General features: G+C 50.3%; 17 protein-coding genes. 11 read left to right on the top strand and 6 right to left on the bottom strand.

Going from position 1 to position 24,461, the window contains the following annotated elements; translation table 11 throughout:
• Positions 1-327 precede the first annotated feature (327 nt).
• The 4 genes from DYD62_RS13445 (at position 328) to DYD62_RS13430 (ending at position 5,087) form a co-directional block, all read left to right on the top strand.
• On the top strand, positions 328-1,725 hold the full coding sequence (locus tag DYD62_RS13445; protein WP_165928768.1) for an MltF family protein: 1,398 nt from the start codon (positions 328-330) through the stop codon (positions 1,723-1,725).
• A 356-nt stretch (positions 1,726-2,081) separates the two neighbouring features.
• Complete coding sequence (locus DYD62_RS13440) at positions 2,082-2,546, top strand: hypothetical protein (protein WP_115227806.1); 465 nt, start codon at positions 2,082-2,084, stop codon at positions 2,544-2,546.
• Between the two features lie 468 nt (positions 2,547-3,014).
• Positions 3,015-4,313 (top strand): sensor histidine kinase, encoded by a 1,299-nt coding sequence (locus DYD62_RS13435; protein ID WP_207916755.1) that lies wholly within the window; start codon positions 3,015-3,017, stop codon positions 4,311-4,313.
• 27 nt (positions 4,314-4,340) lie between these two features.
• The gene (locus DYD62_RS13430; RefSeq protein ID WP_115227805.1) at positions 4,341-5,087 is read left to right on the top strand and encodes a LytR/AlgR family response regulator transcription factor; all 747 of its coding nucleotides are present in this window, start codon (positions 4,341-4,343) and stop codon (positions 5,085-5,087) included.
• 2 nt (positions 5,088-5,089) lie between these two features.
• Here DYD62_RS13430 and DYD62_RS13425 read toward each other — a convergent pair whose 3' ends face one another.
• Positions 5,090-5,638 (bottom strand): hypothetical protein, encoded by a 549-nt coding sequence (locus tag DYD62_RS13425; protein WP_115227804.1) that lies wholly within the window; start codon positions 5,636-5,638, stop codon positions 5,090-5,092.
• Positions 5,639-6,029: 391 nt separating this feature from the next.
• On the opposite strand from DYD62_RS13425, the gene DYD62_RS13420 reads away from it, so the two are divergent.
• On the top strand, positions 6,030-6,818 hold the full coding sequence (locus tag DYD62_RS13420) for a phosphate/phosphite/phosphonate ABC transporter substrate-binding protein (RefSeq protein WP_165928767.1): 789 nt from the start codon (positions 6,030-6,032) through the stop codon (positions 6,816-6,818).
• On the top strand, positions 6,819-10,238 hold the full coding sequence (locus DYD62_RS13415) for a hybrid sensor histidine kinase/response regulator (RefSeq protein WP_115227802.1): 3,420 nt from the start codon (positions 6,819-6,821) through the stop codon (positions 10,236-10,238).
• A 173-nt stretch (positions 10,239-10,411) separates the two neighbouring features.
• Here DYD62_RS13415 and DYD62_RS13410 read toward each other — a convergent pair whose 3' ends face one another.
• Positions 10,412-12,982 (bottom strand): [protein-PII] uridylyltransferase, encoded by a 2,571-nt coding sequence (locus DYD62_RS13410; RefSeq protein ID WP_115227801.1) that lies wholly within the window; start codon positions 12,980-12,982, stop codon positions 10,412-10,414.
• A 381-nt stretch (positions 12,983-13,363) separates the two neighbouring features.
• On the opposite strand from DYD62_RS13410, the gene DYD62_RS13405 reads away from it, so the two are divergent.
• The 5 genes from DYD62_RS13405 to DYD62_RS13385 are packed head-to-tail and all read left to right on the top strand — an operon-like array spanning position 13,364 to position 19,122.
• Complete coding sequence (locus tag DYD62_RS13405) at positions 13,364-14,329, top strand: ABC transporter substrate-binding protein (RefSeq protein WP_115227800.1); 966 nt, start codon at positions 13,364-13,366, stop codon at positions 14,327-14,329.
• Between the two features lie 10 nt (positions 14,330-14,339).
• Positions 14,340-15,161, top strand: coding sequence for an ABC transporter permease (locus tag DYD62_RS13400; RefSeq protein WP_115227799.1), 822 nt, complete (start codon positions 14,340-14,342; stop codon positions 15,159-15,161).
• 4 nt (positions 15,162-15,165) lie between these two features.
• Positions 15,166-15,960: an ABC transporter ATP-binding protein gene (locus DYD62_RS13395; RefSeq protein ID WP_115227798.1), complete on the top strand. Its 795-nt coding sequence runs from the start codon at positions 15,166-15,168 to the stop codon at positions 15,958-15,960.
• A gap of 38 nt (positions 15,961-15,998) precedes the next feature.
• Positions 15,999-17,783, top strand: coding sequence for a sensor histidine kinase (locus DYD62_RS13390; RefSeq protein ID WP_165928766.1), 1,785 nt, complete (start codon positions 15,999-16,001; stop codon positions 17,781-17,783).
• Between the two features lie 25 nt (positions 17,784-17,808).
• On the top strand, positions 17,809-19,122 hold the full coding sequence (locus tag DYD62_RS13385; RefSeq protein WP_115227796.1) for a sigma-54-dependent transcriptional regulator: 1,314 nt from the start codon (positions 17,809-17,811) through the stop codon (positions 19,120-19,122).
• Between the two features lie 810 nt (positions 19,123-19,932).
• On the opposite strand, the gene ccmI is transcribed toward DYD62_RS13385, so the two are convergent.
• From ccmI to DYD62_RS13365, 4 genes are all read right to left on the bottom strand, one after another.
• Positions 19,933-20,775, bottom strand: a complete 843-nt coding sequence (gene ccmI / locus DYD62_RS13380; protein WP_115227795.1) for a c-type cytochrome biogenesis protein CcmI — start codon at positions 20,773-20,775, stop codon at positions 19,933-19,935.
• A 178-nt stretch (positions 20,776-20,953) separates the two neighbouring features.
• On the bottom strand, positions 20,954-21,574 hold the full coding sequence (locus DYD62_RS13375; RefSeq protein ID WP_207916753.1) for a cytochrome c-type biogenesis protein: 621 nt from the start codon (positions 21,572-21,574) through the stop codon (positions 20,954-20,956).
• Entirely contained in the window at positions 21,571-22,089 is a 519-nt protein-coding gene (locus DYD62_RS13370) for a DsbE family thiol:disulfide interchange protein (protein WP_115227794.1), read from the bottom strand. The genes DYD62_RS13375 and DYD62_RS13370 overlap by 4 nt, the downstream gene beginning before the upstream one ends.
• 168 nt (positions 22,090-22,257) lie before the next feature.
• Positions 22,258-24,234 (bottom strand): heme lyase CcmF/NrfE family subunit, encoded by a 1,977-nt coding sequence (locus DYD62_RS13365; RefSeq protein ID WP_115227793.1) that lies wholly within the window; start codon positions 24,232-24,234, stop codon positions 22,258-22,260.
• Between the last annotated feature and the right edge of the window lie 227 nt (positions 24,235-24,461).

The following is a 24,461-nucleotide window of genomic DNA, read 5'->3' as shown; positions in this document are numbered from 1 at the left end:
GGTACCTTGAAGCAGGGGTTTTGCTTATTTGAATGTTTGAATATAGAGGGCAGATTGTGCGCCTTTGCCTTTAGCCTGAACGCGCTAAGGCAGAGTGTGCATTGATTTGCCAACAAAAAATCTTAGTGGCGATTATACGGCCAGATGGCCTTAGCCGATACCTGCAGTGTTGGAACTATTGATTTCCACCATTAGAATGGGGTGGGCCAAGCGGCTCATTTACCCTGCTTGCAGCGTGATCACTCAGGCTCAGCGCCGTAAATGACGGGATGCTGCCATCCTGCTTCAGCCGCAATAAGCGTCATAAAGCAAACTCGGAAACCGCGAATGATACGATTCTTGATGCTCTGTTTGTGTTTGACTGGCCCTGTTTGGGCAAAGCCCGTCGCGAGTGTAAAAAGCACGCACCCAGCATTAAGTAAACCCTCCCAGCTCGCTGCAACCGGCGCTGATTTCGATCCGGAACACCCGCCAGAAAGGCTGAGAGTGCTGGTGGCGCTGGGGCCTTCTACCTTTTTTATTAAAAATGGCCGTCAGTATGGCGTGGAATACAGCATGCTGAACGAGTTTGAAAAATTTCTGAATCAGGGGCGGAGCAAAGGGCAGCCACCGCTGCGTTTGCAATTTATTCCTGTTGATGCCGGTGAGCTGATTCCCGCGCTCAGGGCCGGGCGGGGGGATATTGCGGCGGGGCTGATGCCGGTGACGGAAGGAGCAAAGCAATTAGTCGCGTTTTCTAACCCCTATTTGCAAGATCGCTGGTGTACGGTGTCGGCCGCAGAAGAGGGGCACAGTCTTACGATTCCATCCAGCAGCTATGCCCAGCGGCTTTTAGGCGATTTTAATGAGGCAAGACGCAAAGCCGGAAGTGCAGAGTTTGAGACAGAAAACGCAGCGCCCGGAGTAAACAGTGAAATGCTGCTCGCCGAAATCAATAAAAACGCAGATAAAACCACCATGGCCAGCAGCTTTGTTCTGGGGTTATGGAGTAAAACGCTGAGCAAGCTAAAAAGTCATAGCTGCACAGAAGAAAAAGTCCCTGTGGCGTGGGCGGTGCGTAAAGACGACAGCGCTTTGCTGGCCACCTTAAATCGTTTTGCAGAGAAATCGGGCATTGCCGAGCGTGCGGTGACGGCTACGCGGCGTTATCTGGAAACCAGTGGCAAGGTGCAAAGCGCCAGTCAGCTAGGCTCACTGGATAAGCTGGCATTTTTTGCGCCTGTGTTTCAAATTGTGGCCGCGGCCAATAATTTAGACTGGTTGCTGCTTGCTGCAATCGGGCAGAAAGAAACAGGTTTGAATTCGGTCATACGCAAAAAAGGCCCGACCGGCATTATGCAAATCAACCCCAGCACCGCCCGTAATATGGGGGTGACAAATCCCCATGATGCAGAAGGCAATGTCACTGCGGCAGCGCGCTATCTGGGGCATTTGCGTGATTTCTTTAATAACCCCGGCATTAATGACGAGGATCAACTGTATTTTATGATTGCTGCCTACAACGCAGGCGAAGGGCGTGTACAGCAATTGCGTAATCAGGCGGCGGCTCAGGGCTTGGATCGCAACCGCTGGCTGGGGAATGTAGAAAAAGTGGCTTTAAAGTCGGTCAGTAAAGGCATGGTGGATTATGTGTCTGCCGTGAGCCGTTATTATATTGCCTATCAGGCAGCGGAAAAAACACGCAAAAAACATGAAGGCGCGTCAGCGGCGGCCGAGCTTAAATAAAGAGATATTGCCGCAGCATCTAGGCATTCAATTACGTCGCTTAGAAGATCAAAGCGCAATTGAGGCGCTATCTGCTTTTCTCCGCGCACGCCGCGTGCGCGTTTAGCGCATAAAAAATCGTTTTTATATTGGCGCGCTAATCTGGGGGCGCAGGGCTAGGGCGCTATGCGGTGCAGGGTTTAAAGCGGGCTAAGGCAAAAAGAGACTAGCCAACCCGTCCATCTCTGGATTGCTTTGCATCCTAGGCTTGTTTTTTTGCATTCTGATCCTCGCTTTTTACACTTGATCGCAGCGCTATTTCGCCTTGGAATGGCTTTGTTTAAAGTGACATTACTCCAACTTTGCAAGAGAATGTCATGAAAGCCTTAATGTTAATCGCTACTGCCTTGATGATTTCTACTCCTGTTTTTGCTGCACCCGTTTCAAAAGAAGCTGTAATCATTAAGTTGCCAAGAATAGAGGTTGTTGGGAAACGTCATGATGCAATCAATAAAGCGTCTGTAAAGCTGGCCGCACTTGATACGCCAATTGCAAACGATGCAGTCATTATTAAATTGCCAAGAATAGAGGTTGTTGGAAAGCGTCGTGATGCCATTCATAAAACATCTGTAAAAATGGCGGCATCAGATGCGAAATGGGCAAAAGACGCCGTGATTATTAAATTGCCACGAATCGAAGTGCTTGCAAAGCGGGAAAGCGCTCTGGTATTGCCATCAATGATGGTGGCCGCAGAGCAGGGCGATGGGGTGTTTTTTAATACTGCAATGCCGTCTATGGCAATAGTAAAGAAAATTAATCTCTTCATGCCTTATGGCGTTTAATACATCGAGCAATACGCTGGCGAAAATGTGTTATTTGGCTGGTACCATGGGTTTAAAAGGCCGGTATTAATAAAATGATGAGGCGCTAGTTGAAGAAAATAGGATGAGCAATAGTCAGCAGTAAGTAATGGTCAGCCTTTACAATTTCAATTATTTACTGTGGCAGGAAAAAGCGCCCGTAATCTGCAGCAGTTTATCTGCTCAGCATCCAGTAAAACCGAGGGTGGCCGCCTTTTGCTATTTTGATATTTCATCGTTGTATGCAATTTAATTATTATGTGAAGGTTGCCGTGGTGCTGTGTAAAATACGCCAGTCTGCGTAGCTTTGCGTGTGGTTTTAAATTGAAGGTATTTGTATAAATCAGAGAATGAGTCAGGCAAAGCATCGTTATAGAATGAATTGATATGGGTATTTAGCTGTAATTAAGTATTGGGTATGGTCGGCTTATATAAAAATAAAGGCAGCATATGAATGATGAAAATATTAAAATAATCAAGGCGCGTTTTTATGAGCTGCTTGATTTTTTTAAAAAAATATTTGACCGGCTCGCTGTGTGGGTGATTCAGCTGAGCTGGGGTAAGTTTATCTTTTTAATGATTTTATCTTTGATAATGGGCGGTGCGATTGAAGATGGAATTAATAGCTTAAAAAATGCAGAATACGTGGCCGCTGTGCCATCCCCTCCGGCACCACCTGTTGTGATTCATCAGCCGGGCAAGGAAAAAATACCTTCTGAGCCATTGGATCCGTCGCCTGATTTGTCGGAAGCATACGCCAATAAAAATACGGACCCGCAGCAGGCTGAGCAAGAAAAGGCCGATGCAGAAAGAGAGCTGGCAGATGCAAAAAAAACAGCGCATGATAAAGATAAAATTAAGAAAAAATTGCGCAATAAAATTGCGGGTTTGAGTGTGATTCAGGATAGTGACTTATCCTTAGCGGATAAAAATGAATTGATTGATGCGGTGAGCGAATATTTGTTGACCCTTGAAGAAAATACACCGCCTGCCACTAGGATATCAACTAATATTTCTGTGAATAACTGGGTGTTTCTTTTTATCATGCTGCTGCTGGGCATTAAGGTATTAATGGGGGGCAAAAAACGTGCCGAAGCACTGGCCAGAGAAGCACAAAAAGAATCAGAAAGAGAGGCATTATTAAGGCAGGTGGCTGAGGCTAAAATACAAATGATGCAGGCACAAATTGAGCCGCACTTTTTATTTAATACCTTGGCTTCTGTTGAATATTTAATTGAAACGGATCCGCCGCGTGCTTCTGCCATGCAGCGCAGCCTGATTCAATATTTGCGCCAGGTATTGCCGCAAATCAGGGACCATGCCTCTGGTAATCATTTGGGGCGTGAGGCCGATATGGTGGCGGCGTATTTAGAGCTGTTAAAAATGCGTATGGAAGAGCGATTGGAATTTAATATTCATATTCCCGAAGGCTTACGCTCAGCGGCTTTCCCTCCGATGATTTTGCAAACACTTGTTGAAAATGCAATTAAACATGGATTAGAGCCTAAAACAGAAGGCGGCAGCCTGAGTGTTTATGCAGAAGTTGCGCATCAAAAATTAAGAATCAGTGTGATTGATAATGGCCTTGGTTTTGGCATGGCAAAAAGCAGTGGCACAGGTTTGGGGCTGCAGAATATTCGTGAGCGGCTGGCTTTGCTATATAAAGGGAACAGCTTGTTTTCAATTACAGAAAATAAACCAAGCGGTGTGTGTATTACGATTGAAGTGCCTTATACTCTGGCAATATAAATGAGCCCATTTTTTTAAAGGATTGCCATGCCCACCGCACTGATTGCTGATGACGAGCGTTTAATGCGTGATCAGTTAAAATTACGTCTTTCTCAGGTCTGGCCGGAATTAGAAATCATTGCGCAAGCTAAAAATGGCGAAGAAGCGATTAGCCAGACATTAGCGCATCGGCCAGATTTTGCTTTTTTAGATATCCGCATGCCTGGCTTGACTGGTTTAGAGGCTGCGCAGGCGATTTCTCAATCTACCCATATTGTATTTGTAACCGCTTATGATCAATACGCAGTAGAAGCCTTTGAGCACGGTGCGATTGATTATGTATTAAAGCCAGCGGATCCGGAGCGTTTGGCTTTAACCGTAGAGCGTTTAAAAAAACGCCTCGCCAGCCCGCCCAATGATATGCAGGCTTTAATTGCCCAGATTGCTAAGCAAGTCACCCAAAAGCCCGCGTATTTGCAATGGATACAGGCATCAATGGGGCAGGAATTGCGTTTGATTCCGGTTGAAGAAGTGTTGTTTTTTCAATCCGATGAAAAATACACACGGGTGCAAACAAAAAATTATGAGGCTTTAATCAGAAAGCCCGTGCGTGATTTATTAGAAGAACTCAACCCCGATCTATTTTGGCAAATTCACCGCGCAACGTTGGTGAACAGCAAGGCGATTGAAGGCGTGGTTAAAGATATTCGCGGGCGCTTACTGGTTAAAGTGAGCGGCCTGAGCGAAAAGCTGGAAGTCAGTCGCAGCTTTACGCATTTATTTAAGCAAATGTAAATCTACCACTGGCAGCCGCTGTCGCTTACTGCATCGGCCACTAAAGGCACGACCGCAAGCAGGCCCAATCCTGAGTACGCTTTTTTACAATCAGGCCGGTTGGCTTTATCCAGTGATTTGGCCAGCTCGCTGCGGGGTGTTTCAGCCTGTGGTTTTAGCCCCGGGATAATGGATTGCGTTCTAACGGCAGAGCTGTTTTCCTTGGGGATGGATAAATCGAGTCTGGCAGATGGGCTGATTGCTTGGTGAATGGCGTTGCCACTCTCAGTAATGGAAGGAATCTCCAAAATATTGGGCTTTGTTTCATGCCTTGAAACAGGCCCCGTTTGGGGCGTTATTTTTTGTTTTGCGGTTTGTTGCTGATGCTTAGCAGCAGGCGGCGGGGGTGGGCTTACCGGCTGCGTCCGTGGCGTTTCACTCGCGGGTAAAAAAACTTGTAAGCCCGGGCGTTTTGTTTGATAAGCCGGTTTTTTTGCCTGATAAAACAGGTAAACACCAAGATGCATCAGTAGTGCCAAAGCAAGGCCGATGGGCAGGGTGTGGTTTTTCATGAGATGGAGATAAAAACGTGCGGCATTTTATGATGTCCTGTCGTCACATGATAGGGTGCTGCTGGGGCGCTTAGTCTAAATGGAATACGTTTCGTTTTTCCATGGGCTTATTTACTTGTTTTTGAATCACTTGGCCTTGTTAAGTGTACAGAGGCATGCGCTAATCCGTTTTCGGTTGGGTATCAGCGCTCTGGCTGTTTGTATTCAAAAATGGTCAGAGCTCGCAAGGCGTGCAGGCTTTGCCTTCTTTCGGAAAATAATTAATTACTTTCTAAGTAATAGCCAAATTGCACACTATTCTTATGCAAGACGTAATGCCACTCAGTGGTACTTATCGGGCATAGGAGTGGATATGTGTAAGTATTTGCTTAAGGCCCTGTGCGGGCTGCTTATGCTTATCAATTGCAGCTTAGCTGCAGGCAGATATACATTTTCTGTGGTCCCTCAGTTTGGCCCTGACCATTTACATCAGGAATGGCAGCCTGTATTGCAACGTATTTCGCACGATACAGGTATCGTGCTCGAGCTGAAGCTTGCCGCTGGCTATACGCAGTTTGATGCGATATTAAATAAAGGTAGCGCTGACTTTGCCTATGTTAATCCCTATCAGGCGCTGCGTGCCCGGCCTCGGCAGGGTTATGTCCCCCTATTAAAAGACCGCAAGCCTTTAGTCGGAATATTGCTGGCACGTAAAGACAGCAGGTTTAAGTCCGTTCAAGATTTAAACGGGCAGGCCATTGCCTTTCCGGCACCCAATGCTTTTGGGGCTTCTATTTTGCTTCGTGCTCACTTAAGCGGGCGCATGGGTTTGCAATTTACCCCGCGATATCTGGGCACGCATTCCAATGTGTTTTTGCACCTAGCGCGAAATGAGGTGGGGGCTGGTGGAAGTGTGCTTGCCGCTTTTGATGATGAGCAGGCTGAAGTGCGCGGTCAGCTGCATATTATTTACCAAACGCCGGAAGTCGCGTCGCACCCGATTGTGGCTCACCCCCGTGTGCCTTTAAAAGATCGTAATGCCATTGTGCAGGCCTTTATGAGTTTGGCCCAAGATGAGGCAGGGCGGGCTTTGCTGAAGGAAATTCGTTTTTCAAACCCTGTGCCGGCTCTGTATGAAAAAGACTATTTGCCTTTAGACGCTTTAAAGCTTCAGAAATATGATGCAGAAGAGAAAAACTAGATGGATGCGCCCCTGATTCCTGCTTCGTCGCCCGCTTGGTGGCAAGCCGTATACCGGGCTTTGCCTCGCAGCCTTTCACGGCAAATTATGTTGCTTACCTCGATTTGTCTTGTGCTATCGCTGCTGAGTTACGGGGCTTATACGGCAAGCAGGCAAACCCATTTACTGCGAACCACCGTCATGAACAATATGGCCGCTTTGGCTCGGAATCTTGCCACAGTGAATGCACAGTTTTTGTTGGTAGAAGACTGGGTGAGTATTGAAGCAATCTCGATGCAAACCGCCGCAACCCCCGGTATTTTTTTGGTGCAGGTCAGTAATCCGGAAGGCAAGCTGCTGAGCGAAGTGGTGTTTGAACATGGGCGCAGCGTGCCTCATTTTGGCCATGAGCGTTTGCATCCTCCCCGGCAGGTGCGGCCCTTTACGCAGTCTGAGGAGGTGAATACAGCGCTCAGCCTTCATCGTTTAGCCAGTAAGCAAACCATGTCGGCATGGCACCCGATTATGGCGGGCACCCATGTGGGCTGGGTCAGGGTGAGCTATCGCACCGATGGTTTAAACCAGGAGGTGATCGCCATATGGACTCAGGCGCTGCTGATTATTGCACTGGCCATCACCGGGACGCTTGTTTTACTGAAATGCTTGCTTGGGCCGCCTATCCGGGCCTTACAACAGGCCACCCGCTTTGCCACGGGTCTGGATCATGCGCTTGGGGCAAAGCTTCAGGTGTCAGGCGAGTCTTCAGAAATCCAGGCTTTAGGTGAGGCGCTTAATCATGTTTCAGCGCGTTTATTTACACAAAATAGCGAATTAAACCATCAGAAATTTGCGCTTGATCAGCACGCTATTGTCAGCATTACTGATTTAAATGGCCTGATTGTGTATGCCAACGATTTGTTTTGTGATATTTCTGCGTATTCTAGGACTGAATTACTGGGTCAGAATCATCGTATTCTTAATTCAGAGTTTCACCCGCCTGCTTTTTTTGCTGCGCTTTGGTCTGCAATTACCCGCGGGCAGGTTTGGCATGGTGAAATTAAAAATAAAAACAAACGAGGGCAGTTTTATTGGGTTAATGCCACCATTGTGCCGCTGATGGGCGTCAATACATTCGCTGAGCAATATATATCTATATGCACTGATATCACTGAAATTAAAAATTATGAATTATCTTTGCAGGCTGCAAAAGCCAAGGCAGAGGCGGCAACAGTGGCAAAAAGTCAGTTTTTAGCCAATATGAGCCATGAAATTCGCACACCAATGAATGCGATTCTGGGCATGCTTAAATTATTGCAAAATACCGAATTAAGCGACCAACAACTGGATTACACCACTAAAACAGAAGGTGCTGCGCAGTCTTTATTAGGGCTGCTGAATGATATTTTGGATTTTTCTAAAATGGAAGCCGGCAAAATGGAGCTAGATCCGCAGCCGTTTCACTTTGACAGGCTGATGCGGGATTTATCCGTTATTTTATCGGTCAATATTGGAGCCAAACCCATTGAGGTATTGTTCGATATTGATCAATCCATGCCTAAGGTTTTGATTGGCGATGTATTGCGGCTGCGGCAAATCCTGATTAACTTGGCGGGTAATGCCATTAAATTTACTGAAACAGGCGAAGTCATTATTCAAATAAAACTGCTTGGCCAGATTGAAGATCAAATCTCCTTGCGTATTTCAGTTAAAGATAGCGGTATTGGCATTGCAGCCGAAAATCAAAGGCATATTTTTGAAGGATTTACTCAGGCTGAATCATCCACAACGCGGCGCTTTGGGGGGACGGGGCTGGGTTTATCTATTTCCAGACGCTTGGTTGAAATGATGGGTGGCAGCCTGATGCTGGAAAGCGAGGCAGGAAAGGGCAGTACCTTTTACTTTGAAATCATGCTGCCTGCCGTGAATGCTTTAGCCGAAGAGGCAGACCGCTCCAGTTTTGTGGGGGGGCTTAATCATTTGCATGTTTTGGTGGTGGATGACAATGAAACCGCTCGCGGTCTGATGGTGGGTATGGCCCGCTCATGGGGCTGGCAGGTGGATGTGGCCCGGAGCGGACAAGAGGCGATTACTCTGGTGGAGACCTGCTCGACTTTGGCGCAGGGGGGATATCAGGCTATTTTTGTGGATTGGCATATGCCGGATATGGACGGCTGGGAAACCATATTACGGATTAGGAAAATTCTGCAGGCCACGGATACCCTTGTCATTGTGATGGTGACCACGCATGGCCGGGAGTTGCTGGCTCAGCGCAGCAGTGAAGAGCAGGCCGCCCTAAATAGCTTTCTGGTAAAACCAGTGACGGCTTCGATGCTGTTTGATGCGGTGGCCGATGCGCGGGCTGGCCTAGGTAATTTGCGCAGCAGGCCCCGCCTGCCGGGATTGAAACCTTGCCGTTTGGTCGGGCTGCGTCTGTTGGTGGTTGAAGATAATTTAATGAATCAGCAGGTGGCACAAGAGCTGCTTAGTGCTGAAGGCGCGCTGGTCGAGCTGGCTGCAAACGGGAAGGCGGGTATTGATGCCATTGTTAATGCATCCAGCCCTTTTGATGCGGTGCTGATGGATGTGCAAATGCCCGTAATGGATGGCTATACGGCAACGCACATCATCCGGCATGGCTTGGGAATGGCCACCTTGCCCGTGATTGCCATGACGGCCAATGCTATGGATTCAGATCGCGAGGCCTGCCTTGCTGCTGGGATGAACGATCATATTGGTAAGCCATTTGATTTGATGCATCTTATTCAGATTGTGCAAAGCCAAGTCAGGCAAACCCGGCATCAATTGGTTTTAAATAGCGACATCACCAGCGCGCCGGACCAAGCGCAATTTCCTGCTAAAGATGAGCTTGATCTTACCGGGGCTTTAGAGCGCCTAGGAAATAACACGGGTTTATACGGCCGTGTTTTACAGTCTTTTTTGTCAGAAGTCAGCGAAGTGCCGGCCCGGCTGGATGCTTTTTTAAGAGCAGGAAAAAGAGAAGAAGCCCGCCGTTTAATGCATACCTTAAAAGGGCTTGCCGCTACAGTCGGAGCTTGCTATTTAGCGGCGGTTGCTCAACAAACAGAGGATGAACTTAAAACCGCGGCCGCGGAGCACGATGTGCTTTGTGAGGCACTGAAGGACGCCGTGCTTTCCTGCAGCCAACTGATCGAGCCGCTCGCTCTGAGCTATACCCAAGCCGCGCCAGCAGAAGCTGTGCCGGATACTTCACAGTTGCTGGCAGATATTAAAGAATTACATGTGCTGTTAAAAGGCTCGGATCTATTAGCTTTTGATGTGCATGCCCGGCTGCAAAAAAAATACGCCCGTACGGCGGCACCTGAGCTTAAAGCCTTGTACGAGGCGATGGGTGCATTTGATTTTATGCGGGGGCAAAAACAGTGTGAAACACTTTTAGAAAAATACGGCGAATTACAATAAGCGGATTTAAATAAACACCCATCCGCCGCTATAAACATGCAGGCGGATTGGATTGTTTTTCATATGCGGGAATCTGGTCTCTGCACAGAATTCCCCGCTAAATCAAAGCCATTAAAGCGTGGCATCTTTAATCTCTGCCAGCAGATCATTTGACGGTAAAACAGGGCCTGCTGTTAATGCGCATGAATCGCCTGCAACAGCTCCGCCTCTAAGGCACGGGATGCGTGCTGATCTTTGAGTAATTCCCCGCTGATTAAGAAATTATCTTCAGCCCGCTCGCCCAAAGTCATAATTTTGGCCGATTGAATTTCAATCCGGTTATTGGCCAGCACGCGGGCAATGGTAGAGAGCAGGCCGGTTCTGTCCCCTGCCGCTATCGATAGCACATGATATTTTCCGCGCTCATCTGCGCGTATCATCACATGTGGCTGAATGGGGAAATGCTTTAATTGGCGGGAAATACGCGATTTTTGCACCGTAACCAGCGGCAGGCCTTTTTCTAATTGCTGGCTGAGCTCAAACTCGATATAGCCAATTAAATCACGGTAATTATCTACGCGATTATCAGGGATATAAATATAGAAACTATCTAAGGCATAGCCATTTTGCGTAGTATGAATATGTGCGTCAAAAATGGTATAGCCAGCACGCTCAAAAAAGCTGCAAATTTGCGCGAATAAATCATTTTTATCTAGGCTGTACACCATTACTTGCAAGCCCTCTCCTGATTCTGAAAGCCGTGCACGCACCACCGGTTTAAGCGTATTTACACGGGAAAACAGCATGCGGGTATGCCATGCAATTTCTTTGGCATCGTGGCGCAAGAAATACACGGTATCGAGCACTTTCCAAAACTCTTCATGCGCTTCCTGGCGTAGGCCATGCAGGCGAATCAGCCGCAGTGCCTCATCTTGCCGCTCTTCCAGCCAGGAGCGGCTGCTGCTGGCTTGGCTGCTGAACAGGCGCTGGGTGGCTTTAAATAAATCTTCAAGCAGTTTGGCTTTCCATGCGTTCCATACCTTGGGGCTGGTGCCGCGGATATCGGCCACCGTCAGCAGGTAAATCGCAGTGAGCTTGCGCTGATCCCCCACCCATGTAGCAAAGGCCTGAATGGTTTCAGGATCATACACATCCTGCTTTTGTGCCACGGCCGACATCGTGAGGTGATGCTCTACCAGCCAAGTAATCAACTGGGCATCCTCATTAGAAAGCGGCATGCTGGCGCACCATTTAGCTGCAATTTCTTTGCCTAATAAGGAATGATCACCGCCACGCCCCTTGCCAATATCGTGAAACAACGCCGCCAGATATAAAACTTCGGGTCGATCAAATTCCGCCAATAGCCTAGAGCACATCGGGTATTCATGGGTAAAGGCATTGACGGCAAAGCGCCGCACATTGCGCAGCACCATTAAAGTATGTTCATCCACGGTATACACATGAAATAAATCATGCTGCATACGGCCGACAATTTGCCCAAATTCCGGAATAAACCGGCCTAATACGCCGTATTGATTCATGCGGCGCAATACGCGGGTCAGGCCGCGCGGCTCTCGGAAAATATCAATAAAGCGCTGCTGATTTACAGGATTGCTGCGAAAATCATCGTCAATACGGGATCTGGCATGCCAAAGCGCCCTGAGGGTGGCAGGGCTGATATCTCGAGCATCTCTTAAGCGCTCTAATTGCCAGAATAATTCCAAGATGGTTGAAGGTTGGCGCTCAAATACATCGGGAGCGGTGATTTCAATCGACGCGCCACGTAATTGAAAGTATTCATTAATCGGGCGGATCTCAATGCCAACTTGCGAAAAAATACGCGCTTTCAGGGCTTCTAATAATAAAGGCGCAAGCTGGCTGATAATGCGGGCAGAGCGGTAATAGGTGGCCATTAGCGCTTCGCTGGCCCGCAGGCGTATTGATCCTTTCTCGCTGTCTGCAAATTTAAAATCGCTGGCGAGCGTGTGCTGGTAATCAAAAAGAATACGATCTTCACGCCGTTTGGCCAGCCAGTGCAATTGAATACGATAGGCACGCAATACCCGCTCGGCATTTTCTAATTTAATGATTTCTTCATCAGTCAGCATTTTTAATTGTGCTAAAGCATGCCAATCACGGCCTAAACCTTGGCTTGCAGCAATCCAGCCAATTAAATGTAAATCACGTAATCCACCCGGTGCTTCTTTAATATTGGGCTCAAGATTATAAGTCGCGTTTTGAAAGCGACCATAGCGTGCTTGTTGCTCTAATAATTTGGCTTCAAAGAATTCCTTGGTGTCGATATAGCGATGCACCGTGTCATAAAACTCTTTAAAGCGCTCAGGATCCCCGACCAAGAGCCGCGCTTCTAAAATGGTGGTTTGCACGGTGATATCTTTTTCAGCCTCGTGCATACAATCGGCGGTGGTACGCACGGAGTGGCCCACTTCCAAGCCAATATCCCAAAGCTCGCCCACAAAGATTTCCAGCTTTTCCAGCAGTGCTGGCGAGGGCAAATCCGGCAATAAAATCAGTAAATCCACATCTGAATAGGGAAATAACTCTCCGCGCCCATAGCCTCCAACAGCCACCAGCAGCACCTCATCAATAAACTGATGCCTGCCCCACAGCTCGCCTAAGGTGCGATCGGTGAGTTGCGCCAGCTCCGCCAGAATAGGCAAGGCCTCGCTTGGGGTATCAAATTGTTGGTGTAAGGCAGCTTTATCAGCCGCATAAGAAGCCCGGATGGCACTGACAGGACGCATAACTCAGCCAAATATAAGGTGGTGCTGTAGTTTATAGGAGAAAGGGGCGGGGAGTGGAGGCGGATAGGATAGTTATGTGTAAGCCGCTTCTGTGCGCTTACATCTTTGTTGCCTCTTTTAGCCATCAGTTTATTTAAATAGATCAGCATATTGCATCGAATCATTGTGAATTCAGGCGGTTTTCCGCCATTTAATATTGCCTGATTCTGTAGTTTCGCCATCTTCGGATTCACCTGAGTAATCAGCATCGCGTCGTTTTTTCTTTGTAAGCAAGGGCTTGAAATGTAGTTGGCCTATGTCAGCCTGCTGGCAAGCTAATTGCTAAATAGCAAAGGGAAGCCTGTCAGGCTGTCTGCCCTTACCTTTAGCTACGGAGTTGCAATGAAGAAACTTACTTTAATCGCATCGCTGGTCATGACGTCTTTTTCTGCCTATGCCGCAGAGGATGTGATTCGTCTTGGTAATCTCAAGTTCGCCCATTACGGTGCGGTGTCTTATATCAAGGAAATCGCGCCTAAATGTGGGATGAAGGTAGAGGAGCGGATGTTTGCCAAGGGGCTGGATATTATGCCAGCCATTATTGCGGGCGAGATTGATGTGGCGGCCAGCGCGGCCGATGCGGCGATTGCTGGGCGGGCAGGCGGGGTGCCGGTGTATGCGGTGGCGGGCTTTGCCAAAGGCGGAATCAGAATTGTGGTGCAGCCGGGCTCAGCCATTAAAACCGTGGCCGATTTTAAAGGCAAATCGGTGGGCGTGGCACGCGGCGGGGCGCAGGAGCTGGCGCTGTTGGCTGAGCTAGCTAAGGCAAATCTGAGCTGGTCTGAAAAGCCGGGCAAGGATGTCAAAATTGTTTACCTGCCGTTTGCGGATTTAAACCAAGCGCTGATGCAAAAGCAGATTGATGCCATGTCGCAATCCGAGCCGCAGGCTTCGCAAGCGATTAATAAGGGCTTTGGCGTGGAGCTACTAAAGCCCTATGAAACACCGATGGGCGAGCCGATTCGCACCCTTGTGATGAGCGAGAAGCTTTACAACGGCAATCGCCCATTGGCTGAAAAGTTTATGAAGTGCTTTGTGCAAGCCACCAAGGCCTTTATGGATGACCCTAAGCTAGCCGAAAACTATGTGCGCAATACGATGTTTAAGGGCCAGATTACGGTGGATGATTATCAGGATGCCATCGCTAATTCGCCGTTTTATTACAACTTAAGCGTTGAACATATGCAGATCACCACTGATTTTATGGCCAAGTATGGCGTGGGCAAAATGGTGAAGCCGCCGGTGGCCAAAGAGTGGGTGAAGCTTGATCTGCTTGAGCAGGCCAAAAAATCTTTAAACGTGAAATAAGGGTCATCCAATGAATAAAGCAATAGCAAGCCGGATTGCAACCGGACTTTGGCTGCCCGTTTTATTGATTGCGCTTTGGCAGGCCGCAGCGATGGCGGGCTGGTTAAACCCGCAGATTTTGCCGTCCCCATGGCAGGTAGTGCTGCGTTGGTATGCGTATTTATTGCCTATGGAGCCCTATGACGCAGCGCAGAGCAGTTATACCGCTTGGTTGTTTTCGGGCGAAATGATTCACGATGCCATTGGCACCTTATATCGGGTGGTGGTGGGTTTTGCGGTGGGCGCAGCGCTGGCTTTGCCGCTGGGCTTATTAATGGGCGCTAGCCCACGGGTGTATAGCTGGTTTAATCCCATGATTCAGGTTTTAAGGCCTATTCCACCGATTGCCTATATTCCGCTCTCTATTTTATGGTTTGGTCTGGGTAATGCCCCAGCGATTTTCCTGATTGTGATTGGGGCGTTTTTTCCTGTATTGATGAATACCATTGCCGGGGTGCGTCAGGTGGATTCTATTTATCTGCGCGCGGCGCGTAATTTAGGCGCGAGCCAAAGCACCCTATTTCTGAAAGTGATCTTACCTGCAGCCACGCCGTATATTCTGGCCGGTGCGCGCATTGGGGTGGGCACGGCGTTTATTGTGGTGATCGTTTCAGAAATGATTGCGGTGAATAACGGGCTGGGCTTCAGAATCTTAGAAGCGCGTGAGTATTTTTGGTCAGACAAAATCATTGCAGGCATGTTAACCATCGGCTTACTGGGCCTTGCGATTGATATGGCGATGAATAAACTCAATAACCACTTGTTGCGCTGGCACCGCGGCCTGGAGCACTAAGATCATGACGGCACAAATCAAAATAGCGCAAGTGAGTAAGATTTTTAAAACGCCAGGCGACGATGTGGTGGCCTTGCGGGATATCAATCTGGAGATCCCCAATGGGCAGTTTGTTTGCCTGCTTGGGCCATCTGGCTGTGGTAAATCCACCTTGCTGAATGCGGTGGCGGGATTTTCTCATCCTACAAGCGGCAGCATTACCGTGGATGGCTCGCTGATTAAAGACACGGGGCCAGATCGTGGCATGGTGTTTCAGGAATACGCGCTGTTCCCTTGGATGACGGTTGAGCAAAATATTGCCTTTGGCCTGACCATCCAAAAAATGCCGCAGGAACTGATCGATAGCAAAGTGGCCGAGCTATTAGAAACACTGAAGCTGGTGGAATTTCGCAAGCGCTTTCCTAAGGATTTGTCTGGCGGCATGCGCCAGCGTGTGGCCATCGCGCGTATTTTGGCGTTGAACTCACCGATTATGCTGATGGACGAGCCTTTTGGTGCGCTGGATGCGCTGACTCGCCGCAGCTTGCAAGATGAGCTGCTTAAGATTTGGCAGGAGCATAAGAAAACCATTTTGTTTGTTACCCATAGTATTGAGGAGTCCATTTATTTGGCCGATCGCATCATTGTGCTCACTTACCGCCCAGGCACGGTGAAGCGCGATGTGCTGGTGGATATTCCAAGGCCGCGTGATCCTAGCTCGGCTGAATTTAACGCGCTAAAACGCGAGCTGGGCGCATTGGTGATGGAAGAGCAGCAACGCCATCAGCAAGCCGAGCTATGCGGCTTGAGCTCTGATTAACGATGCTTAAACCAGCGCGATTTTTGGGGATATTAGCGATGCTCTGCTTGGCGGGCTGCCTGTTATGGCTGGCCGCCCAGTGGAGTGAGCGCAGCGCGCTGGCGCAATTGCGCACGGCCGGTCAGCATCGTCTTGATGTTTACACCGGCAGTTTGCGTAATGCGGTAGATCGCTATACATGGCTGCCCTTTGTGTTATCTAGCCAGCGCGATCTGGCTGATTTACTGCGTGCCCCGCAAGATGCAGTGCAATTAGAGCGGGTGAATCGCTATTTAAAAGCGGTGAACGATGCGGCGCAGGCCTCGGCGATTTATGTATTAAATGCCGAAGGCTTGGCGCTGGCATCCAGTAACTGGGACACCCCGCAGAGCTATATTGGCAATAACTATGCGTTTCGGCCCTATTATCAGCAGGCCCGCTTAGGCTATGCAGGGCGATTTTATGGTGTGGGTTTTACCACGCAACAACCCGGTTATTTTTTATCTTATCCAATCAGAGATGGCGAGCGAGTGCTGGGCGTGGTGGTGGCTAAAGTCAGCCTTGATGCGCTAGAGAGTAATTGGCGGGTGACTGGCGAGCGTATGCTGGTGAGCGATAAAGACGGCATTGCATTTTTAGCCACCGATCCAGCGTGGAAATGGCATACGTTGGCCCCTTTGCCCAGCTATACGCTGCGATATATAAAAGAGAGCCGCCAATATGGGCGCAATATTTTTCCAGCGCTGGGCTTGCTTAAACAGCAGCGCTTAGATAACAACACCCAATTGGCGCGCTTTAAAACCGGCAGTGATCAGGCTGATCTGCTGGTGCAAACCGCCAAAGTGCCTGATCTGGGTTGGCAAATTGTGCTCTTTACCGATCTCACCCCCATCCGGCAAGGCGTGAGCCGCGTTTTGCTTGGCACCAGCCTTGGCCTATTGGCTTTGCTAGCTTGGTATTTATTTTGGCGGCAAAGGCGGCGGCGCATCCGCGATAATCTGCGTGCCAGCCAAGCACTGAAACAAGCGCATGACCAGTTAGAGCAAAAAGTAGCCGCGCGTACCGATGATTTACTCGGGGCCAATACCCAGCTGCAGCGTGAAATTGCCGAGCGAATCCGCACTGAGCTTGATCTGCGCGCGGCCCAAAATGAGCTGGTGCAAGCAGGCAAAATGGCGGTGCTCGGGCAAATGGCGGCGGGGGTCACCCATGAATTAAACCAGCCACTGACGGCTATGCGTGCCTTGGCCGACAATGCCAAGCTGCTGCTGGAGCGTGGCAATATCGCGGCGGTAGCAAGCAATTTGCTGCATATCAGCCAGCTGACCGAGCGCATGGGCAAGATCACTGGCCAGCTGCGCTCCTTTGCCCGCAAAAGCGATAACCGCGCCGAAGCAGTGCTGCTTACACAATCCATTAGCAATGCGCTGCTCTTGCTGGAGCAACGCTTGCGCCAGCAAAGAGTGGCATTAAATATCGAGCAGCCGGAGCAAGTGTGGGTGCGATGCAATGCGGTGCGACTAGAGCAGGTGTTGATTAATTTGCTTAGAAACGCGCTGGATGCGGTAAAAAATCAGCCCGCAGCCTGCATCACACTGGCGGTGCAGCAGGCGCAGGATAAAGTAAAAATCAGCGTGCTTGATAATGGCCCGGGCATCGCTGCCGAGCAGTTAGCCAGCGTGTTTGATCCCTTTTTTACCACCAAGGGCGACGCTGAGGGCTTGGGCCTAGGGCTGGCGATTTCGCTATCGATTGTGCGTGATTTTGGGGGCAATTTGCAGGCCAGCAATCGCCCTGAAGGCGGGGCTTGTTTTGAGCTGGAATTACTTGCCGCCAAGGTATGAAACAAACATCAACAGGGCTTGAATAATGAAAGTGCTCTTGATCGACGATGAAGAAATAATCCGCCATGCAGGCAGCCAAACGCTGGAGCTGGCAGGCTTTGCGGTGGAAAACTTTGCAGATGCAGAATCGGCCTTGCCGCAGTTACAAGCCGATTTTGCGGGCGTGGTGGTGTGCGATGTTTGCCTGCCGGGGCTGGACGGTTTGCAGCTCTTGGCCAAAAGTGTGCAGAAAGACGCCGAGCTGCCCGTGGTGCTGATTACCGGCCACGGCGATGTGGCAATGGCCGTGCAGGCGATGCGGGATGGCGCTTATGATTTTATTGAAAAACCTTTTTCATCCGAGCAACTGATCGAAGTGGTGCGGCGGGCAGAAGAAAAACGCAAGCTGGTGTTGGAAAACCGCCAATTGCGCCGAGAGTTAGAACGCAGGTCTGGCATAGAAGGGCGCTTGTTGGGGCGTGGTGCAGGCATAGAGCAATTGCGCCGCCGCATTATGAATATCGCCGATACCGACGCCGATGTGCTGATCATGGGCGAAACCGGTACGGGCAAAGAGCTGGTGGCGCGTTGCTTGCACGAGCACAGCCATCGCGCTGCCCATCCCTTTGTGGCGCTCAACTGCGGCGCGCTGCCCGAGCAACTCTTTGAAAGCGAAATCTTCGGCCATGAAGCGGGTGCATTTACCGGCGCAAGCAAGCTGCGTATTGGCAAAATAGAATACGCCAATGGCGGCACGCTGTTTCTGGACGAGCTAGAAAGCATGCCGCTTACGCTGCAGGTTAAATTACTGCGGGTCTTGCAAGAGCGGCAGCTGGAACGCCTTGGCGGCAATATCAGCATCCCCGTCAATTGCCGGGTGATCGCGGCCAGCAAAAGTGATTTAAAGCTGCTGAGCGATCAGCAGCAGTTTCGCCTTGATCTTTACTACCGCTTGAATGTAGCCACACTGAATCTGCAGCCCCTAAGGGAGCGGCGCGAAGATATCCCGTTATTGTTTGAACATTTTGTACTGCAAGCCGCACTGCGCTACCACCGCCCCGCTCCGATTATCGCCCCAAGCCGGATGCGGGAGCTGATGTTGCAAAGCTGGCCTGGCAATGTGCGCGAGCTGCGTAATGTGGCCGATCGCTTTGTGCTGGCGCTGCTGGACGATCTACCCGCTAGCGAAGCCGCACTTGATTTACCTTCTTTAGTCGAGCGCTTCGAAAAAAACCTGATCGAAGACGCCTTGCTGCGCGCCGAAGGCCAAATCACCGCCGCCAGCCTATCCCTCGGCCTGCCGCGCAAAACGCTGTATGACAAAGTGAAGAAATATCATTTAGGGGCGGGTGAGGGGTAGTTTGCAAGGAGGGCGTGTGGGGAGGGGACATCCGCCTTTATGGCTTGGAGTGCTAAAAATAGGCAGGGCTTCATCCCTATCCTATCTATAAAAGCCTATCCAGCTGGATGTGATGAATTTGTAGGTTGGGTTAGCTGGTTTGTTCGCCAGTTTTGGGCGGATAAACCAGCGTAACCCAACATTTAGACAAAAAAGAATGTTGGGTTACGTGATAAAACGGCTAAATTCATACGCTGTAAGTTAGGTGTTTTTTATGGGGTTGCCACATGTTTGCAAGCTTTGAAACAACGTAGTGCGGGTGCAACTCGCGTGTTTTTTAGCATTGCATGCGGGTTGCGCCTCATACGCGCTAACCAAAGTCAAAAGCCCTTTTTATTAGTGCCTACGGCACGTTGATTTTGGAGCGGTAGCCACCGCTGGGGCGTCCTTTTCTTGAACGGCCAAGAAAAGAACCAAAAGAAGGCCGCCCCACGAAACACGAAGGCCCCTCATCTGCGGACAATCGAGCGGCGGCTGCGGAACTCGCTTCGCTCAAACAGTCCTCGCCGAAATCCCGCCCGCTTGTTCCTCGCTTCGGCGTGTTTCAAGGGGACTCAAAAAGCCCCGAGCAAAGAGCGTGGTCAATAGATTTTTTCGCTGTTTGCATATGAAAAGCAAAGTGGTTAGCGCATATGGGGTTGTACTCGCCCTACAAAAGAAGCACATGGCGCGATAAAAGACCTTAGCTCAACTTTCGTTTTTCTCCGTGAAACTCCGTGTTCTCCGAGCCCTCCGTGGTTCAAGGTTTGGGTTGTACCACCGCACTGAGCGTTACTTCACCGCATCATTAGGCTTATCCAATAAGCGAATTTCTTCTTTTAGCCATTGCTCGTCCTCGGAGCCCACTTCCAGCAAAATCAGTAGTTTATTCCACCATTCTTTGGCTGCGGCTTTGTCGCCGCGCTCGATAGCGGCGCTGCCGGCTAGCATGAGGGCGTCGGGCTCGCTGGCGTTGACGGAGAGCGCTTTGACGAGCAGATCGCTTGGCTTGCCTTTGAAACTCTTCTGCTCGATGGCGAGTACGCCGGCAAAACGGGCGATTTCTCCTGCGTCTTTTTCAATGGCTGGCCATGCTTTTTCGTAAGCGTTGATGGCGTCGCTATAGCGGGCTTGTGATCGGTAGCTGCGGGCCAGCATCAGCCAGCCTTGTTGATCATTCGGCTCTAAAATCATGCGGGCTTCAAGTTTTTTGACCATGGCGGCGATTTCATTTGGGCCGATATTGGGGCGCTGGCGGGTGCTAGGGTCTAGCGCGCTGGGGGTGCCCAGCTTGAAATACAGCGCGCCTGCGGCCAATGGCAAGATAAGGAGTAGTGCGATGACCAAGCCTCGCGCAGATTGCTCGTTGAGCATTGGGCTGGCGCTGCCAACTTCATTGATCAGGCGGCTTTCGGCCTCTATACGGGCGCTGGCATGATCGCTTTCGCTTAAACGGCCATAGCGTAAGTCTTCATCCAGCTCGGCCAAAATGGTGTCGTGCAGGGCATAACGGGCGCGGCGAATATCACCGGCTTGTGAGCGGCCTTTGAGTAGCGTCCAGATCAGCGCGGCCAGTGTGATGACCACCATTAGCGCGCAGATCAGGGTAAATAAGCCAAAGTGCGATGTGTTCATTGTTTTTCATCTTTCTTGGGGCGGGGCAAGCCGCGTATTTTTCATAAAAGATAAGCGGGTTTGGGCCTATCAGCAACGTTTCGTAGGAGCGGCTTTAGCCGAGAATGTTTTTAATAAGCCAAGTTTTCGCGGCTAAAGCCGCTCCTACAAAGTGCCTGTTGGCTGTTCTGCATATGCACTATTGAGTATTGCTTGTGCCATCAAACTCTTTTCGTAAAGCGGCCAGCTGGGCCGGATCGACCTCGCTGGAGACTGACTTTCGGCCGCGGATTTGCTGCAGCAACAGAAACAAACCAATCAGGAGTAGTAGCGGTGGTAACAGCCATAAAAGCAGCGTTCTAGCCTTGAATGGGGGGCGGTAAGTGACAAAGTCACCGTAGCGATCGGTCAGGTAGCGAACAATTTGCGGGTTGCTATCACCTGCGGCAATGCGCTCCCTTACTTCACGGCGCAGGTCTTCGGCTAGTGGCGCGCGCGAGCTGGCTAGGCTTTCATTTTGGCAAACCAGACAACGCAGCTCGGCTGATAGCTCGACTAAACGCGCCTCGGCGGCGACATTGCTGGCGGCAGGCGCAGCTACCTTGGCCGCTGCGGGCTGTAGCATCAGTGCCAGCCATAATCCACAAATAGCCAGAGTGCTAAAACCCAAACCTTGAATCATGGAGAAAAAGGAGGGCACAGAGAGCCACGGAGAAAACCAAGGCTGTGTAACTCCGTGTTTTCTGTGTTTGCCGTGGCGCAGGGCCTTGGTTTTTATATTTTGTGTTTTAAAATTTGCCAATATGCGGTCGTTATTCATCGCCGTGCCTTTTGCAGCTCAGGCAGCAGAATGTTTTTAAAAATATCCGGGGTGACTGCACCAATGTGTTTGTAAGCAATATGGCCATTCTTATCGATCACAAAAGTCTCCGGCACGCCATATACGCCGTAATCAATGCCCACACGGCCATCCCTATCCGCCACCACTATATTGTAAGGATTGCCACGGCTTTGCAGCCATTGTTTGGCGTCCATATCCAAGTCTTTATAAGCCAGGCCAACGATGGTGACTTTGTGCTCTGAAGCAATGCTGTTGAGCACCGGATGCTCCTGAATGCAGGCGCTGCACCAAGAGGCCCATACATTGAGTAGCCACGCTTGGCCCTTGAGGCTGGCGGGTGAAAACTGCCCGGTGGCATCTAGGCGATCAAGCTTAAATTGCGGCGCAGGCTTGCCGATCAATACGGAAGGGATTTCACGCGGATTAAGCGTTAAGCCCGCAGCCAGCAACAGCGCCAGTGCCGCAAAAATAATTAAAGGAGCAAAGCGTTTCATTCAAACTTCCTAAGCTGCAAAAAAGTTCTGTAACATCGATAACAGAGAGTGCATCGTTTTTGAAAAACCCAAATCTTGAACCAAGGAGGACACAGAGAATACGGAGAAAACCAATGCCAAGAGTCGTTGTGAATTTGCATGTTTGATTTTTTCTCTGTGCCTACTGGTTTAAGGTTTTACATCCTTAGCCGCCAAGCGCTGCTGCCGGTAACGGCGGTCGGATAGGGCGACGGCGCCGCCCAAGGCCATTAATATGCAGCCGTACCAGATCCAGCCAACCAGTGGTTTGTAATGGATGCGTACTAGCCAGTCGCCGGTAAATGGGTTGTCGCCCAGCGGCTCGCCAAGGGATACATAAATATCTTTGATTGCCGTATGGTGAATCGCCGCTTCGGTCATGGGCATTTGGCTAGAAAAATACTGGCGTTTTTCTGGCTGCAGCACGCTGATGGCCTTGCCGTTTTGGCTGAGTGTAAGCTGCCCCGTGAGCGCGGCATAATTGCTGGCGCGGTTTGACTTCACCGCGTCAAAGCGCAGGGTATAGCCCGCAATGGTGTGTGTGTCGCCAAACGCCATGCGCAGATCGTCTTCGTGCTCGTAGCTTGAAACCACGGTTACACCGGCTACAAATACGGCTATGCCGAGGTGGGCGATATGCATGCCGGAAAAAGCTGCAGGCATATTGCAAAGTGCCTTCCACCAAGTATTGCCGCTACGGCGGTTGCTGATTAAGCGGCGGCTCCAGTCGCGGATTGAGGTGATGGCCACCCAAAGCGCAATCACCAACGCGGTGGCTACGCCCCATTTCCATTGGCCCCAGCAAAGTGGCAGCAATACACCCGCTACAATCGCCAGAATCATTGGGCCGTAATAAGCCAGCCACAGGCTGCGGCCATCTTGGTTTTTCCAGCGTACGCTGCCGCTTAAACCCATCAGTAGCAGGGCGGGCATCATCAGTGGAATAAACACGCTGTTAAAGTAGGGTGGGCCAACTGATAATTTGCCTTGGCCAAGTGCATCGATCAGCAGCGGGTAGAGCGTACCGATAAACACCGTGCTACAGGCCACAACCAAAATCACATTATTGGCGAGTAATAGCGCCTCTCTAGAGCACCAGTTAAACGCGCCACCGCCTTCCAGCAAAGGGGCGCGCCAAGCGTAAAGCGCCAGAGATGCACCGATCACCACGCAGAGAAAAATCAAAATAAATAAGCCGCGTGCCGGATCGGTGGCAAAGGCATGCACCGAGGTTAGCACGCCAGAGCGCACTAAAAACGTGCCAAGAAGCGAGAGCGAAAAGGTGCCAATGGCCAGCAATACCGTCCAGTGCTTAAAGGCATTGCGTTTTTCGGCAACCGCCAGCGAGTGAATCAGCGCCGTTCCGGCCAGCCAAGGCATAAAGGAGGCGTTTTCTACTGGGTCCCAAAACCACCAGCCGCCCCAGCCCAATTCGTAATAGGCCCAGGCGCTGCCTAGCATAATGCCAAGCGTGAGCGAAACCCATGCGGCGGACGTCCAAGGGCGGCTCCAGCGCGCCCAGCTGGCATCAAGCCGGCCAGAAATTAGTGCGGCCACGGCAAAGGCAAATGCCACAGAAAAACCCACATAACCCATATACAGAAGTGGGGGGTGAAGAATGAGGCCTAAATCTTGCAATAGCGGATTTAAATCTGCTCCGTCGCTAGGGGCAGGTAGCTGGCGAATAAAGGGGCTAGAAGTCAGTAAAATAAATAGATATAAGCCACTACCAACCCACGCCAATACACCACTCACTAAAGACTGCACCGAGAGCGGTAAATTGCGCGCAAACACCGCCACTGCAGCGCCCCAGCCAGAGAGCATCAATACCCAAAGCAAAAGCGAGCCTTCATGCCCGCCCCAGACCGCAGCAAATTTAAACCAGACTGGTAGAAGGCTATTGGATTGCCGCGCTACATAGCGGATCGAAAAATCATCCTGCAAAAAAGCCGTGGCCAGCAGCGCAAAGGCACTGGCGGTGAGCGCTAGTTGCAATAGCGCCGCAGGCCTAGCGATGCGCATGGCAGGCAGCCACTGCTTAACGCCGCCCCAAATCCCCAGTGTGCCCTGCACCAGCGCCACGAGTAGTGCCAGAATCAGCGTGAAAGTACCGAGTTCACCAATCATTGTTTTTCCAGATGTTTATACGGCTTTAGCGTGGTCAGATGCAGTGCTAAGGATTTAGACACTTTTAACTTCCCGCTTTCGAAAGGTCGTCATTCCCGCATGCCTTTGGCGTGGATCCAGCTGCGCTGCTGGATCCCCGATAAAAACACTCGGGGATGACGGTTTGTCATGCCCGGAAATTATTTCGAACCATATCCTAGGTTTTGAACCACAGAGTAAAACGAGAG

The organism is Iodobacter fluviatilis (genome assembly GCF_900451195.1).
GTDB classification, from domain to species: domain Bacteria; phylum Pseudomonadota; class Gammaproteobacteria; order Burkholderiales; family Chitinibacteraceae; genus Iodobacter; species Iodobacter fluviatilis.
The sequence above is the reverse complement of the archived record's forward strand: the minus strand, read 5'-3'. Positions and strand labels throughout refer to the sequence as shown.